The organism is Rugosimonospora acidiphila (assembly GCF_039543385.1).
GTDB lineage: Bacteria > Actinomycetota > Actinomycetes > Mycobacteriales > Micromonosporaceae > Rugosimonospora > Rugosimonospora acidiphila.
Window position 1 is genome coordinate 132,647 of the sequence record NZ_BAABJQ010000021.1, and the last position, 14,917, is coordinate 147,563.

At 72.0% G+C, this 14,917-nt stretch carries 10 protein-coding genes; 5 read left to right on the forward strand and 5 right to left on the reverse strand.

What is annotated here, in order from left to right; all coding sequences use genetic code 11:
- Window positions 1-109: 109 nt before the first annotated feature.
- The gene (locus tag ABEA87_RS29425; RefSeq protein ID WP_345635095.1) at window positions 110-3,481 is read right to left on the reverse strand and encodes a DUF4132 domain-containing protein; all 3,372 of its coding nucleotides are present in this window, start codon (window positions 3,479-3,481) and stop codon (window positions 110-112) included.
- A 218-nt stretch (window positions 3,482-3,699) separates the two neighbouring features.
- Here ABEA87_RS29425 and ABEA87_RS29430 point away from each other — a divergent pair, with 218 nt between their 5' ends.
- Window positions 3,700-4,557, forward strand: coding sequence for an alpha/beta fold hydrolase (locus tag ABEA87_RS29430; protein ID WP_345635097.1), 858 nt, complete (start codon window positions 3,700-3,702; stop codon window positions 4,555-4,557).
- Window positions 4,558-4,708: 151 nt separating this feature from the next.
- Complete coding sequence (locus ABEA87_RS29435; protein WP_345635099.1) at window positions 4,709-5,290, forward strand: 3'-5' exonuclease; 582 nt, start codon at window positions 4,709-4,711, stop codon at window positions 5,288-5,290.
- A 557-nt stretch (window positions 5,291-5,847) separates the two neighbouring features.
- Here the strand turns inward: ABEA87_RS29435 and ABEA87_RS29440 are convergent.
- Entirely contained in the window at window positions 5,848-6,327 is a 480-nt protein-coding gene (locus ABEA87_RS29440) for a GtrA family protein (RefSeq protein ID WP_345635101.1), read from the reverse strand.
- A 251-nt stretch (window positions 6,328-6,578) separates the two neighbouring features.
- On the opposite strand from ABEA87_RS29440, the gene ABEA87_RS29445 reads away from it, so the two are divergent.
- Window positions 6,579-7,343, forward strand: coding sequence for a dienelactone hydrolase family protein (locus ABEA87_RS29445; RefSeq protein ID WP_345635103.1), 765 nt, complete (start codon window positions 6,579-6,581; stop codon window positions 7,341-7,343).
- 131 nt (window positions 7,344-7,474) lie between these two features.
- On the opposite strand, the gene ABEA87_RS29450 is transcribed toward ABEA87_RS29445, so the two are convergent.
- The gene (locus ABEA87_RS29450; protein WP_345635105.1) at window positions 7,475-8,302 is read right to left on the reverse strand and encodes an SAM-dependent methyltransferase; all 828 of its coding nucleotides are present in this window, start codon (window positions 8,300-8,302) and stop codon (window positions 7,475-7,477) included.
- Between the two features lie 356 nt (window positions 8,303-8,658).
- Between ABEA87_RS29450 and ABEA87_RS29455 the strand changes: the two genes are divergently transcribed.
- Window positions 8,659-11,556, forward strand: a complete 2,898-nt coding sequence (locus ABEA87_RS29455) for an alpha/beta hydrolase (protein ID WP_345635107.1) — start codon at window positions 8,659-8,661, stop codon at window positions 11,554-11,556.
- A 67-nt stretch (window positions 11,557-11,623) separates the two neighbouring features.
- Here ABEA87_RS29455 and ABEA87_RS29460 read toward each other — a convergent pair whose 3' ends face one another.
- Both ABEA87_RS29460 and ABEA87_RS29465 read right to left on the reverse strand, forming a co-directional pair.
- On the reverse strand, window positions 11,624-12,832 hold the full coding sequence (locus ABEA87_RS29460) for a hypothetical protein (RefSeq protein WP_345635109.1): 1,209 nt from the start codon (window positions 12,830-12,832) through the stop codon (window positions 11,624-11,626).
- A 190-nt stretch (window positions 12,833-13,022) separates the two neighbouring features.
- On the reverse strand, window positions 13,023-13,346 hold the full coding sequence (locus tag ABEA87_RS29465; protein WP_345635111.1) for a hypothetical protein: 324 nt from the start codon (window positions 13,344-13,346) through the stop codon (window positions 13,023-13,025).
- 595 nt (window positions 13,347-13,941) lie between these two features.
- Here ABEA87_RS29465 and ABEA87_RS29470 point away from each other — a divergent pair.
- Window positions 13,942-14,892 (forward strand): hypothetical protein, encoded by a 951-nt coding sequence (locus ABEA87_RS29470; protein WP_345635113.1) that lies wholly within the window; start codon window positions 13,942-13,944, stop codon window positions 14,890-14,892.
- Window positions 14,893-14,917 lie beyond the last annotated feature (25 nt).

Genomic DNA, 14,917 nt, shown 5'->3' on the forward strand with positions numbered 1-14,917 from the left:
GCGCCCCTCTGCTTCGGGCTCGCCGATGTCGGGCTGGATTGCTCCGGGCTGGATTGCTCCGGGCTGGCTTGCTCCGGGCTGGCTTGCTCCGGGCTTGCTTGCTTCGGGGTCATCGCGCCAGCACCTCCATCAGGTCGCGCAGCATCTCCGAGGCGGTCACCGCGTCCAACTCGTCGAACCGCCGGCTGAGCGTGGGCGGCCGCCACGTCCCGAACGGGCTGCCGTTGATCCAGATTGACTTGATTCGCTGGTCGGGGAAAACGTCCAGCGCGCCGATCGCGATGCCTGGGTCGAGGTCGAGCACGATGGCCCGGCCCGCCGGGGTGGCCCGCCACATCCAGCACTGGACGCCGCCATCCTGCGGATCGCCGCGCCGCCAGCCACGCCGCTCCAGTCCGAGGACGGTCGTCGTGGATATCTTGAGGCCGTCGAACCGGGTCAGCTCGGTGGCCTCCCGCTCGGCGTCCGTCAGCCGGTGCACCGCCCGGCCGAGCTGCGGAAACGGCTGCAGGATCTCGTAGTCGGCGAAGGTCTCCGACCAGGCGGCGACCTGCTCGCCGAGGTGCAGCGGGTGGGCCAGCCCGATGGTGGCCGCCACCGGCAGGTCGTACCCGTCGTCCTCGACGTCGGCGAGGGTGCGGTCCTCCGCGACCCGGAACGCGACGGCGGCATGCTCGCCGACCGTCGCCGTCCAGACCAGCCGGCGCACGATGTGCCACAGCAGCGGGTGGTGCAGGAAGTAGGCATTGAAGTCGTCCGCCGACCACCGCCGCTGGGCGACCATCGCGGCCTCCAACCGCCGGATCTGTTCGTCGGCGATCGCGCGCACCTCCTTCTTCAGACCCTTGAACCGCTCGTAGGCCGCCGGTGCCGCCCGCGGGTCGTCGCGGGCACCCGGCTTGGGCAGGACCTTGCGGCGCGCACCGGTTTCGTCGGCCACGTAGGGCTTGAGCTGCTCGTCGAACCCGACCACGAACCGGCGGGGACCGTAGTCCAGGGTCAGCGAACCGTTCACGTCCAGTCCGAGGTCGGGCACCAGCCGGTCGGCGAGCTGCTCGGCGGTCAGGCCCAGGCCGGCGGCCACCTCGGCGACCTTCTCACCCGCCCGCTCCTTCAACGCCCGGAACGAGGACTTCTGCGCGATCCGGCTCAGGTGCATCAGCGCCAGGTCGGAGCCGATGTCGGCGAGGACGTCGAGGCCGAGCTGAGCCCGGGCGTGACCGCCCTCCCCGGGCCACGCCCGGATCACCTGCGACAGCTGCCGTACGGTGTCGTCGTCGCCGAGCCAGCGCAGCGCGTGCAGCGGCCACGCCTCCTTGGCCGGCGCGCCGACCGTCTGCCACTGTTGTAGCAGCGCCCACGAGAAGGCGGCCAACGACCGGCGGTCGCACGCCTCGATGACCAGCGGCACCCCGGCGTAGACCCCGTCGGGCTTGGAGATGGCCAGCATGGTGCACAGGTGCCGGGTCGCCTGGTCGCCCAGCGCCGACGACCGGTCCCGCAGCAGGATCCGGGGCAGCAGGCTGGGCTCCGCCCACGCGGGCAGCTCCGGGATGCGGGCCGGCAGCATGTCCAGCGGGTCGACCCCCAGCAGGGCCTCCACCCCCGCCAGTGCCCGCGGGCCGTAGTCGGCGGCGGCCGTCAGGACCTCGTCGCGATGCCGGATCGCGATGACCCGCAGCGACTCCTCCGCCCTCCGGCGGGCCGTGCCGGCCTTGCCCAGCGCCACCGGGGTCAGCGCCCGGGCGGCGTAGGCCGGGTGCCGGTCGAACCAGGCCACGGCCGTCGCGCGCATCGACTTGAGCCGGGCCAGCACGTCGGCCATGTGCGAGGCGATCCGCGCGCTGGCGAACGGCAGCAGGAACTCGGTGCAGTTCGTGGGCCGCTTATCGGCCAGGTGCACGGCCGCCGGCAGCGCGGCCAGCCCGTAGCGGACCACCATCGGGGGCAGCCAGTCCTCGGCGTCCCAGGTCCGCTCGGGTCGCCAGTCCGGCAGCAGCGATCGAATCACCTCGACCGGCCCGGTCAGCATGAGGGTCACCTGGAGGTGTGGCGCCAGCTCGCCCGCCGCGTACCGGTCGGCGGCGGCCTCGACGGACATGCCGAGGCTCCACCAGTTGGCGCGCGGCGGCACCTCCCTGGCCTCCCACCTCTCCCGCTCGCCAGGCGCCCAGGCCAGCACCGGTTCGCCGGTGAATTCGAGCCCGGCCACGACGATCGGCTTGTCGGCCTTCCGCTTCACGGTCCAGGGCGGCGTGACCAGGACGGAGGGCAGGGCCTCAGCCGGCGCCTCGGGGACCGCCAACCGTTCGGCGAGGACGGCCGTCACCCGGCCCCGCGCGGCCGGCGCGAGGTTGTCCAGTTCACCCTCGGCGAGTTCCTGGTGGGTCAGCACGTGAACGCGCAGCAGGTCGCCGGCGGCGCGCCCGCCGTCGGCGGCGAGCAGGCGCAACGCGCGCCGGGGGAAGCGCCGGGCCGCCTCCAGGGCGGCCAGGGCGACGTACTTGCGGCCCAGGCGGGCGATCAGACTCGTGACCGCCTCATCGGTCGGGAACTGCGCGATCGTGTCGACGATGCGCTGCTGCCGGTCGGCGTCGGTGTATCCGCTGTCGAACCAGTCCAGCAGCAGCGGCGTGACCGCCGGCCCGGCTCCCTCGACCACGGTCGCCAGCGCCGTGAGGTCTCCCGCCAACCCCCAGGCGTCGATGGCCGGCGCGAGCAGGGCGAGTTGCTCGCCCGTGGTCGCCGAACACCACAGCAGGTGCGCCACGTAGCGGTCGCCGCTGGCGGCCATCGCCGCGCAGTCGACGTCCACCCACGACCGCTCGGTGGGCAGCAGGAACGAGGTGGCCGCGCGCCATTCCAGCGACTGCGAACGCAGGTCGGTGAGCGTGGTGATCGCCGCAGCGTATTCGTCGTCGCCGGCGGCGGCGAGGTAGGCCCGCACCCTCGCGCCGACGGCAAGCCACTGCGGGAAGTAGCCCCACCCACGGCCGGTCTCGCGGGTCAGGTTCGGCTCGGTCTGGTGGCCGTTCTGCGAGTGACCGCCGTAATCCAGGCCGGCCAGGTACACGGCGGCCTGGGCCGCGAAGACGACGCCGCGGGTCGCCACCCAGGCGTCGGCCAGCCTCGACAGCACATCGTATTTGCCCCAGGCGAGGTGACAGGTGACCAGGCCGCCCACCACGCCGGCCCCTTCGGCCGGCCCGGTCGCCGGGTCGGCGAGGTAGGCCCGCGCGGCGGCGACGAGCGCGGGATCGCTGGCCGGATGCTCGACGCGGGTCTCGATGGTGGCCTTCGCCACCCGCACGAGCTCGTCGGCGCCGGCGGCGTCGGGGCGCAGCACCGGTCCGGGTATGCCACCCCGGCGCGGCAGAACGTATCGGCGCCACGCGGCCGGGAAGACGAAAGTCTCGCCGTCCGCCTCGATCGCCGTGTTGTCGGTCTGCCCACCCGCCACTGCACCCTCCTCGATCCTCACGACGGCGACACTGTAGCCGCGGCTACCGACAAAACCGCTCCGGGCCGGCCCTGTCACAGCCATTCCCGTCCGAAGCGGTCAACCGGCACCGCCCGTCGAAAACCCATCACGCGGCGCCGTCGCCCGAGCGCTGGAGCCTCGTGCCGAGTCACTCGATCGGGGGGAGTAGGGGTCCGGTTGTCGGGAACGGCATGGGTAGCGACCCTGAGGAGGTTCGGATGCCCTACCTGACCGTCAGCTCGGAGAACTCGGCACCCGTCGACCTGTACTACGAGGACCACGGCGCCGGACAACCGATCGTGCTGATCGCCGGCTACCCGTACGGCGGCTCGACCTGGGAGAAGCAGCTGACCCCGCTGCTGGCCGCCGGCTACCGCGTCATCACCTACGACCGGCGAGGGTTCGGAAACTCCAGCCAACCGGTCACGGGGTATGACTACGACACTTTCGCCTCCGACCTCAGCGCCCTGATGAACGACCTCGATCTGCGCAACGCGATCCTGGTCGGCCACTCGATGGGCACCGGTGAGGTGGTCCGGTACCTGGGCGCCTACGGGTCGGACCGGGTAGACCGCGCGGTGGTGATGTCTCCGCTGGCGCCGTTCCTGCTGAAGACCTCCGACAACCCGGAGGGTTTGGAGCAGAGCCTGTTCGACGGCTTCAAGCAGGCCGTCATCGAGGATCGGTACCAGTTCGTCACCACGTTCGTGACGAAGTTCTTCAGCTTCGACGACAACAAGGGCAAGCGGGTCAGCGAAGACGCGTTCAAGGGGCACTGGCAGATCGCCGCGAAGTCGTCCGCCGTCGCCATGCACAACTCCGTCGACGCCTGGCTGACCGACTTCAGGGGAGACCTGCCCCGCATCGACGTGCCGGTGCTCATCATCCAGGGCGAGAAGGACGAGGTGCTGCCGTTCCCGGTGACCGGGAAGCGCCTCGCCCCGATGCTGCAGGGCAGCAAACTGATCGAGCTGGCCGGTGCGCCGCACGGGATCCCGTGGACCCACGCGAAGGAATGCAACGAGGCGCTGATGGACTTCCTCCAACCGGCCCCCGCGATGCAGGGACGGCGCTAAGCCCGCCCCGCCCACTCCGCCCACCGGACGGCAGACCGGGGGGCGGGTGGAGGGGGACCGGAGCCGAGGTCGGATCAGCGGTGCCCGCCGGGCGCGGTACACGCCGGAAATGGGCGTGCGCCGCGCCCGGATCGTCCGTACCGTCGCGAGCATGGCTGCCGAGCGGTACGGGCGTTTTCTCAACGCGGTGGACCTGGAAGCCACCTGTTGGCGGGGCGAGCCGCCGGCCGGCCAGGTCAGCGAGATCATTGAGATCGGCCTGTGTGTCGTCGACGTTCAGGCCCGCGAGCGCGTCGAGCGGGCCCGCATCATCGTGCGCCCGACCCGCTCGCGGGTGAGCGCCTTCTGCACCGAGCTGACCGGCATCACCCAGGCCGAGGTCGACGGCGGCGTCGACTTCCGCCAGGCGCTCGAGATCCTCGTGCGGCGACACCGGTCGCGCGGCCGGCCCTGGGCGAGTTGGGGCGACTACGATCGCAGGCAGTTCGAGCGCCAGTGCGCCCCGTCCGGGGCCCGGTACCCGTTCGGTGCCGTGCACGTCAACGCCAAGGCGTTGTTCGCCGAGGCACATTCGGTGCGGCGGATGGGAATGGCCGACGCGCTGCGGTACGTCGGGCTGCCGCTGGAGGGGCGCCACCACAACGGGGCCGACGACGCTTGGAACATCGGCGCGCTGATCCTCGACCTCATGCGGCGCGGAGCGTGGCCGGTCGAGGCGGTTCCCACGTCCTGACGTGCCCGGGCCGGCGATGGGCCGACGCGGGCCGGGTTCACCTCACCTCTCGTACCATCTCGTCGGCGCCATCTGGTACGTGTGAACGCATGGCGACGTCGAGCAAGGCCACTGATCGCGCGAGCACGGTAGTGCTGGTCCATGGCCTGTGGCACCAGCCACGCCACTTCGACCAGGTTGCTCGGCGGCTCCGGCGGGCAGGCGTGGACGTGGCCGTCCCGCGACTCCATCGCGGCTGCCTGGCCGCCGACACAGCTCTCCCACAACGGGCGGCGTGGCGCACGGTCGCCTCCACCTATGTCGTGTGTACCGCCGACCGCGCCATCGACCCGGCCCTGCAACAGCGGCTCGCAACCCGCTGCGGGACGACCCTGAGCTGGGCGACAAGCCACTCGCCGTTCTGCAGCAGACCGGAACTTGTCGTCGACCTCCTGGAAAACCTTCTCCGCCGCCATCATTCAATGACCATTTGATGCGCATCCTGCTAGCCACACCGCGCCAGGTCTCCCGTTCCGTGTCCCGCAAAGCAACCGCGACCGCAACCGCGCGGCGGTGGGTCAGCGGCGGCCGAATACCCACCGGCGGGCGGCGGTGTACGTGAACACGGCCACGCAGCCGGCGGCGGTCAGCCGGGCCAGCCGGAAGTCCAGGCCGAGGCCGCTCAGGCCGGTGGTGACGCCCAGCGTCAGCCCGTAGTCGCAGCCGAGCACCAGCAGGTAGCGCAGCGCCTGGCCGCCCATGGGCGCGTGGGAGCGGAAGTTCAGGGTGCGGTTGAGGACGAAGTTGAGCGCGAACGCGCTCAGGTACGCGATGCTCACCTCGGCCGCCTCCGGCAGGCCGGTCCACGCGTGTAGCGCGCTGAGCAGCCCGAGATCGATGAGGAACGTGAACCCGCCGAGGATCGCGAACCCGACCAACTCCCGGGGCAGGACCCGGCGCAGGCGGGGTGGCAGGCGCTCCAGCACCGACGCCAGCGCGCCATCGACCCGCTCGCCCACCCGGACCCGCACCGTCGGGCGCTCCCGAACCCCCGTCACGCGACCATGATGCACCAAGTCGCGTTGGCGGCCCGGCGCGCCGTACCGACGCAAGTTGGCGTTCACCGAACGGCCGGGTGCCGTTCAAGAACTCCGCTTCGCGTTCGCCATCGCCCGGCCGCGTCCCCCGGCGCCCGCCGAGTAACCGCCACCGTAGGGCGTTACCACCCGGCTCTCCGATCTGTGCGTGGCGGCGTAGGGGCAGTCCCGCCGGCGCCCGGCCGGTGAAAATCGCGAGATACGATCCGGGCGTGACAACCTTTTCCACTGCACACCAGGCCCTGCTCGACTCGGTACCCGCCCGCGACGGCGCGCGCATCGAAGCGGAGGCCGTCGACTACCAGCACGAGGGCCTCGCGCTGGAGGGCTATTTCGCCCACGATGCGGCGATCGCGGAGCGCAAGCCCGGGGTGCTGGTCGTGCACGACTGGACCGGCCTGCGGGAGTACCCGAAGGTGCGTTCCCAGATGCTCGCCCGCCTCGGCTACGCCGCGTTCGCCGCGGACATCTACGGCGCGGGGATCCGCCCGACCGGTGAGCAGGAGCCGGCGGCCGAGGCCGGGAAGTACTACGGCAACCTGTCGCTGTTCCGGGCGCGGATGCAGGCCGGGTACGACCGGTTGGTGGCCGATCCGCGCGTCGACCCCGACCGCATCGCGGTCATCGGATACTGCTTCGGCGGCTCCGGGGCGCTGGAGTTCGCGCGTACCGGTGCGAACCTGCGGGGCACCGCCTCGTTCCACGGCGGACTCATCGCGCACGATCCGAGCGACGCCTCGGCCATCCGCACCCCGCTGCTGATCATGACGGGCGCCGCCGACCCGGTGGTTCCGGACGAGGCCGTCATCGCGTTCGAGAACGAGCTGCGGGCCGCCGACGTCGACTTCGAGATCATCTCGTACTCGGGTGCCCCGCACGCCTTCACGCTGCCCGAGGCGGGGCCCGCCTACCGGGCCAAGGCCGACGCCCGCAGCTGGCAGCGGCTCACCGGCTTCCTCAGCGAGGTCTTCGCCTAACAACCGCCCGCGCCCGGGCGTCAACAGCCTCCCGCCCGCGCCCCGGCGTCAGCGACCTCCCGGCCGGTGCCCGAGTGCCGGCCGGCGCCCGGCCCGGCGCGGCGCGCGCGATCCGCGGGTGTTCTGCGATCTCAGGGTGTCCGGGCGACGGCGGCGTAGCCACCGATCTGCCTGACGTCCGGTCGAGGCCGCGATTCGGCGTCGTCCCGCCACTGCGACGGCGGGACGATGCCGGGCTCCACGAGTTCGAGACCGTCGAAGAAGACCTCGAACTGCGGCCTGGACCGCGGGTAGATCGCCTCCGCCGCCGCGATCCGGCTGTTGGCGTTGACCCGCTCCGGCGGCATGAAGTCGTGGGTGACGTGGGTCATGACCAGGTAGCTGCCGGGCGCGAGCGCGTCGAGCAGCGTCGTGACGAGACCGGGTGGGTCGTCGGAGTCGGGCACGAAGTGTAGGACGCTGAGCAGCATCAGGGCGACCGGCTGGGACAGGTCCAGGGTGCGGCGCAGTTCCGGATGGGTCAGGATTTGCTCGGGCTCGTGCAGGTCGGCCTCGAGGTAGGCGGTGGAGCCCTCGGGGGCGCCGCTGAGCAGGGCGCGGGAGTGCGCCGACACGATGGGGTCGTTGTCGACGTAGACGATCCGGCTGGCCGGCGCGATGCCCTGGGCGACCTCGTGCGTGTTGGGACTGGTCGGGATGCCGCTGCCGAGGTCGAGTAACTGGCGGATGCCGACCTCCCGCGCCAGGTGGGTGACGGCGCGGGACAGGAAGCGGCGGTTTTCGAGGACGGCGACGCGCGCGGTGGGGAACGCGGCGAGGATCCGGTCGCCGGACTCCCGGTCGGCGGGGAAGTTGGCGGTGCCGCCGAGCAGGTAGTCGTATCTGCGGGCGGGGTGCGCGACGGTCGTGTCGATGCGCGACAGCGGATCGGCCGGAGTCCATGCTCGGTCACTGCTCATCTGGGCCGCCCCTCGAATCTTTTCATCGATACCGGTGCCTGCGAGTAACCTCCGGCGATCGTAGCGCCTACCGCACCGTCCGCCGGTACCGGCAAACCGGGCGTAAAGCCCATGATCGAATTTAAGTCGCACGGTGCCGGATCAACCCGGACGGAACCCAAGAATCCCGGTCTCGCGCGTTTCGGCCGCGTGAAACGTCGACTCCAATGCTGTTTCGTCCATTCATGCGGAACGACGGATCTGCAAGATTCACTTCCAGGAGGGTCGAGAGACCCGCTGGCCCCGGCATCCTGGTGTGTCCCGGTCCCGCGCGTCCGACGCCCCTGCGGTCCTTCCCCCGATCCAGGAGATTCCGCGTGCAACAATCTGTCCGCCGGGCGCTTCGTCGCCCGAGAGCCGTCGTCGGGACGGCAGCGCTCGCCCTCGCCCTCACCGCGGCACTGGGCGGTACCGCGAGCGCGGCCCCCGCCCCCGACGGCGTGGTCGCCTCCGGCTCCGACTGGTCCGTCACCGCCGCCGCCGGCGGGTACGTCGTGTCGCTGAACCTCGACGCACCGCTGCCCGTCAAGAACGATGCCCCCGAACTGGTCGTCAACGGGTCCGACCTCGGTCTGGCTCAGGAGTCCCCGGACGGCACCACCCTGAGCATCGCCACGGCGGACCCCGCGGTCGCGCGGGCCGACGCCGTCACGTGGCGATGGGCGTCGGGCGATGCCGGCACCGCGAACCCGCCGGCGGCGAAGGCGGCGCGGGCGGCGGCATCCCCGGCCGCCACCGCGCCACCCGCCACCACCGCACCGCCCGCCGGTCCCGACCCGCTCGCGCACAGCACCGGCGCCTACACCGTCGCCGACTACAACTTCGGCACCGCGTCGATCCCGCTGGCCAATCTCGGCGGCCACCGCGGCGAGCTGGAAGGCCGCGTCTACCTGCCTGCCGGCAAGGGCGAGCACCCGCTGGTGGTCTTCCTGCACGGCCGCCACAGCAGCTGCTACAACCTCACCACGCTGCGCGGCACCAGCGGCTGGCCCTGCCCGGCCGGCACCGCGCCGATCCTGAGCTACGCGGGATACGACGGCGCCGGCGACGCGCTGGCCGCGGCCGGATACACCGTGGTGTCCATCTCCGCGAACTCCATCAACGCCTTCGACGGCAGCTTCGGCGCCGACGCCGGTGCGGTGGCCCGCGGCCAGCTGATCCTGGACTCGCTGACGATGCTCCAGAAGGCCAACGCCGGCAAGCCGGTCGTCTATCACGACGCCACCACCGACGCCGACGTCACCCTCGACCAGGCGCTGGCGGCCGGGCAGGCCACCCACCCCACGGCGACGACGCTGCGCGCCGCGAACCTGAAGGGCACGATGGACTTCAGTGACATCGGCGTGATGGGCCACTCGCGCGGCGGCGAGGGCGCGGTCACCGCCGGCAACCTCAACGAGGGACTCGCGCACCCCTTCGACATCAAGTCCATCTTCGCGCTCGCGCCCATCGACTTCACCCGCGCGACGCTGCCCGATGTCATCACCACGACGCTGCTGCCCTACTGCGACGGCGACGTCTCCGACCAGCAGGGGCAACACTTCTACGCCGACTCGCGAGAGGCGTTCAGCGACGACGTGGCGCGCTCCGACATCTGGGTGATGGGCACCGACCACGACTTCTACAACAGCTCGTGGACCCCGCCCTACCCCGGTGCCTCCGACGACTGGTCCGCCAGTGACGACTCCGTCTGCGGCACGAGCGACCCGGCGAAGGCGTCGCCGGACAACATCCGGCTCAGCGCGGCGCAGCAGTACGCCGTCGGCACCGAATACCTCACCGGCTTCTTCGAACTCACCCTCGGCGGGCACAAGGAGTTCCAGTCGATGTTCGACGGGTCGGGCGTGGAGCCGTCCTCGGTGGCCTCCTTCGCGGACGTGCGGACGGTGGCGCAGCAGCCGGCCGCGGACCGCGCGGACATCGCCGATTTCGCCGCCACGAGCAAGCAGATCACGACCAGTGGCACCGCCACCGCGGCGGTGTGCGCGAGCAAGTACGGCCGCACGCTTCCACCGGCGCTGCCGACCTGCACCAGCACGGCGGTCGGGCTGACCAGCCAGGCGCAGCCCTACTGGACACCGGCCAACTACCAGCCGAACGTCCCGCTGAACCAGCTGACCCACCTGACCTGGACCGACGGCACCGGAGCGCTCACCGTGGCCCTGACGTCCGGCCAACGCGACGTTTCGAAGTACCGTGAGCTGGTCGTCAACGCCTCTCCGGACGAAAGCGTCGCCACCGGCACCGGGCTGACCCTGACCGTGACGGACACCCGGGGCCACGCCTGGAGTTCGCCGCTGTCGGACCTCAACCCGTGGACCGTGCGGCGGATGCCGGGCAGCACGTCGACGCTCCTGCACAAGCTGGTACTCCAGCAGGCGCACGTACCGACCGCCACCCTCGCCAAGGCCGGGCTCGACACGCACCACCTCGCGTCGATCCGGTTCACCGCCGGCGTCGGGGCCGACGGGACCGCAAGCGGTGGCGAGTACCTGCAGGATCTGGTCTTCGACACGCCGGCCATGGGTACCCCGCGGGTGCACGAGCGCCCGACCGTGAACGTGGCCTCCACGGCGATCGAGGAGGGCGGCGGGCCGGGCACCGCCCAGGTCGCGGTGTACCTGTCCGGGAAGTCCAGCACGCCGGTCAGCGCCTACCTGTCGGTGATCGGTTCGACCACCACCGGGGTCGGCCTGGCGATGCGGCAGGTCACCTTCGAGCCGGGCCAGACCTGCCAGACCGTCACGGTGCCCACGCTGGGCAACACCACACCGTCGGCGACGGCGACGACCTCGTACAAGGTGGCGGTGGGTGACACCACCAACGCCGTGCTCGGCACCGGCGACTTCGGCACCATCACCGTCCGGGAGGACGATGGGCTGACCGGCGGCGGCCCGCTGGCGCCGCCGGTGGGCACCCAGGGCAACGCGTGCGCCGAGTTCACCGCCCTCGCCCACCCCGGCAAGATCAAGACCACCGGGGTACCGGTGAGGGTGGGCGCGGCGCTGCCGGTCACGGCCACCGGGTTCCGGGCCGGGGAGAGCGTCACGCTCACCCTCGGCGGTGCTCCGCTCGGCTCCGCCGTCGCCGACGCCCACGGCAGGGTCAGCATCGACCAGACGGTACCGGCTGGCACGCCCACCGGTCAGGTCCCGCTGACCGCCACCGGCATCGGGTCGGGGTACACCGCGACCGGGAAGGTGCATGTGAAGTAACCGGACGCGGCGGGCGCGGTCACCCGGTCGGGGTGACCGCGCCCCGCCAACCGCGCCACAGGAAGCGTCAGTGCAGACCGTCGGGGTCGCAGTACTCGACCTCGGTGGTCCGCTGGAACGGTCCGATGACGATGCCGCGCTGGAACGCGCCGCCGCGGGGTACGTTGTCGGCGGCGGCCCGCAGCGCGAACTGCTGCAGAACCTTGAGCGAGTGTCCGTCGAGCAGGATCGGGCGGCGGACCTCGTACAGCGACGACCACGGGCACTCGAAGAAGCAGGTGCTTCCGCCACGGGTGCGGTAGGGCGCGATGTCCCCGTCGGCGAGCGCGGCGTCGATCTGTGCCTTGAGGGTCAGTGTGGCGGCGGGGTCCGGATCGTACTGCCACATCTCGGTGATGGCCTGCTTGGCTCGGCGGTCGCCCTGCCACCGGCCCACCGTGGCGCGGTCGGTCAGGCACCATGGGTCGAACCTGGACCCGCCGGGCAGCGTTGCCAGCGCCGGTCGGGGCGCCGGACGCAGCGCCTGGTAGTGGGTCAGCAGCCGCGGCATGGCGGCGAGCTGGCCGACGTGGAACCACAGCTCCAGGGCGTTTTTCAGGTTGTTCTCGATGAGCTCGTGGAGTTCGCGGTGATGGCGCGCGGTGCGCAGGCTCACCGCGTAGTCCGCGGCCGCGGCGGCCTCCGCGGCCAGCTGGTTGAGCCGGTTGACCGCCTGCTGGTGCTGCGCCGGCACCCCGGCATGACGCAGGGTGTGCAGGGCGACGTCGATGTGCTCGCGTACCGGTGGGATCGCGGCCAGCAGCGCGGCGAGGTGTTCGGGCGGGCAGGGTTCGACCCGGGCCCAGGCCGGCAGCCCGGCCGGCAGCGCGAGCTCGGTGCCGATGTCGTAGTCCGGGTTGACCCGGGCCTGCCGGGCACGGGAGACCCAGGGTTCGACCGCGGAGAGCCACCCGGAGGCCTGGTCGAAGGTGACCTTCGGAACGTAGCCGATGGTTCCGGGATTGGCGGTGTAGTCGGCGTCGAGAAATGCCTCGCCGAGGGTCTGCAACACGAAGGCGTTCCACGCGGCGAGAAGCTGGCTGCTGGCCGCCACGGGCGCGTTCCACAGTGGAGTGCCGGCGGCGGTCAGCTCCTCGTGCAGCGCCTCGGCGGCCAGCAGCTCGTCGTAGGCGGCCCGGCCGGCGCCCCGCAGGGCCTCGAGCAGTACCGCGTCGCGCTCACCGGCCAGCGTGGCGCGCAGCTTCGTCATGAGCGTCGGCTGCAGTGGGTCGGCCATCGGATCCTCCCGTCGCCGGACCTCTCGATCGACGACGGTAGCCGGCTACCGCAAGTCCGCGCCGCCCCGAACTGGCCGGCTCGGCCCCTTTCGCCGGCTTGCCGGTGCTTATGCCGGTTCGGCGGAGGTGGGCCGGTACGACGTGCCGGGGCGTCACGCGGCCCGGGCCGCCGCGCGACGCCCGGCGGGCCTACTTGCTGGCCGGCTGGCTCGGGGTGCTGGCCGGTTGGCTCGGCGCGGCGACCGGCTGGTTCGGGGCGGCGGCGAGCCACGGCACGTACCGGCCGAGCCACGCCTCGACACCGGGCAGCGCGAGAACGCGCGTGATGGCGCCGGTGACGGCCAGGATCTGGACCACGGTCGGCACGGTACCGATGTGCGCGGCGGCGGCGACCTCGGGCAGCAGCGTCAGGGCGCCGACGACACCGGCGAAGACGGTCCGGGCGGTCGCCCGCCACGGGTGCTTCGTCTGGGTCGTCGGGGCCTTCGCGGGCGCTGGCGCGGTCTGCGTCATGAGTTCCCTCTCGTGGGCGTGAGCATCCGGATCGGCAAGGTGCGCGGCGGGCCCGCTCTACCCGGTCGATGGTGTTGCGGGCGGAGTCGCCGGGGTTCGGCTGAAAACAGACTCGATCGTAGACAGTGGCTCCATCCGCCCGAGACCGCCCGGTGGTGCCCCGGGGACCGCCCGGTGGTGGCCCCCGGGATCGGCGGCGGGGATCGGCGGCGGGGATCGGAGGCCGGCACGCCGGGGGGATCGGGGCGTTCGGTGACCGGTCCGCCCACGAGGCGGGGTCGGGCCTGCGGCGTTGGCGCGGCGTCGGCGCCGCGTTGGCGGGATGTTGGCGGGGTGTCGGCGCCGTGTCGGCAACCCGTAAGAACATTTAGATAAATCGACGCGTTGTGACGGGGGACTCGCACAATGGTGCCCGCCCGGTCCGTGCCTGGCCGGAAGGCACGAGCAAGGGAGGTGCGGTGTCCAATTCGGTGGACCGTCGGTGCGGGTCACGGGCTGGACCTCCGGCCCCGTCCGTCCGTCACAGTACCGGTGCCCTGCACGGTGACGTACGGCGGACCGTAGTCGCCGGCCGGCGCTGGTGGCCGGGGCGGCCGTGACCCGCGACGCGGCGGCGCTCGCTGTCGTGCTGGTGGACAGCAGCGCCTGCCGGGAGCTGATCGCCATCGAGAGTGTGCTGGTGGGGGCGTTGGGCACCCCCACCGTCCGGATCGCGGGCCAAGACCTGCCGTCACTGCGCGCCTCGATCGAACCGGCGGGCGGAGTGCTGGACGTCGATGGCCGGCGGGTACGCCCGACGGTCGCCTGGGTGCGCCACGCGTCCCCCCACGCCATCTCGGCGAGCGTGGCCGGGCGGTCCGCGGCCCGGTCGCTGTGCGTCGAGTCCTGGTCGAACTTCCTGACCCAGATCGCCGCGCTGGCGGCGGTGGCGATTCCCGGACGGGAGCCCGGACACGTGGCGGCGCTGCGCGACGCGGCGCGGCTGGGCGTTGCGACCCCGCGCACGGTTGTGGCGACCGGCGCCGGCCGCGACTCGGCGGCGAGGCTCGTGGTCAAGGCGCTCGGCCCGCATTTTCCCGGACCGTCGCGCGATCCGACCGACGGATATTTCGCGCAGGTCGTCGACCCAGCGGGCGACCTGCCCGAATGGGCGGACGGCCGGGTGCCGGTCCTCGTTCAGGAGTACGTCGAACACGTCCAGGAGTACCGGGTCTACTACCTCAACGGCGGGGTCTGCGCCTTCGCCGTCGACAAGCCGAGCCCGGCCAGCATCTGGACCGCCCCGGATCGGGTCCGGGTCAGTTGGGCGGCCTGCCCGGCAGGCGTCGAGGAGGTCGTCCGGACGCTCGCCGCGCGGTGGCGCCTGACGTTCGGGGCGTTCGACCTGCTCATGACGGCGTCCGGTGAGCCGGTGTTCCTGGAGGTCAACACGGATGGAGATTGGCTCTGGTTCGAGCAGAAGGCCAGATGGGACGGGGTCACCTTCATGGCCGCGGCCATGCTCCGCGAGCTGCATGTCCGCGTCGTCAGCGCACCGGCCGGATGACCGACCGCCCCGCGCGCCCGCCGGT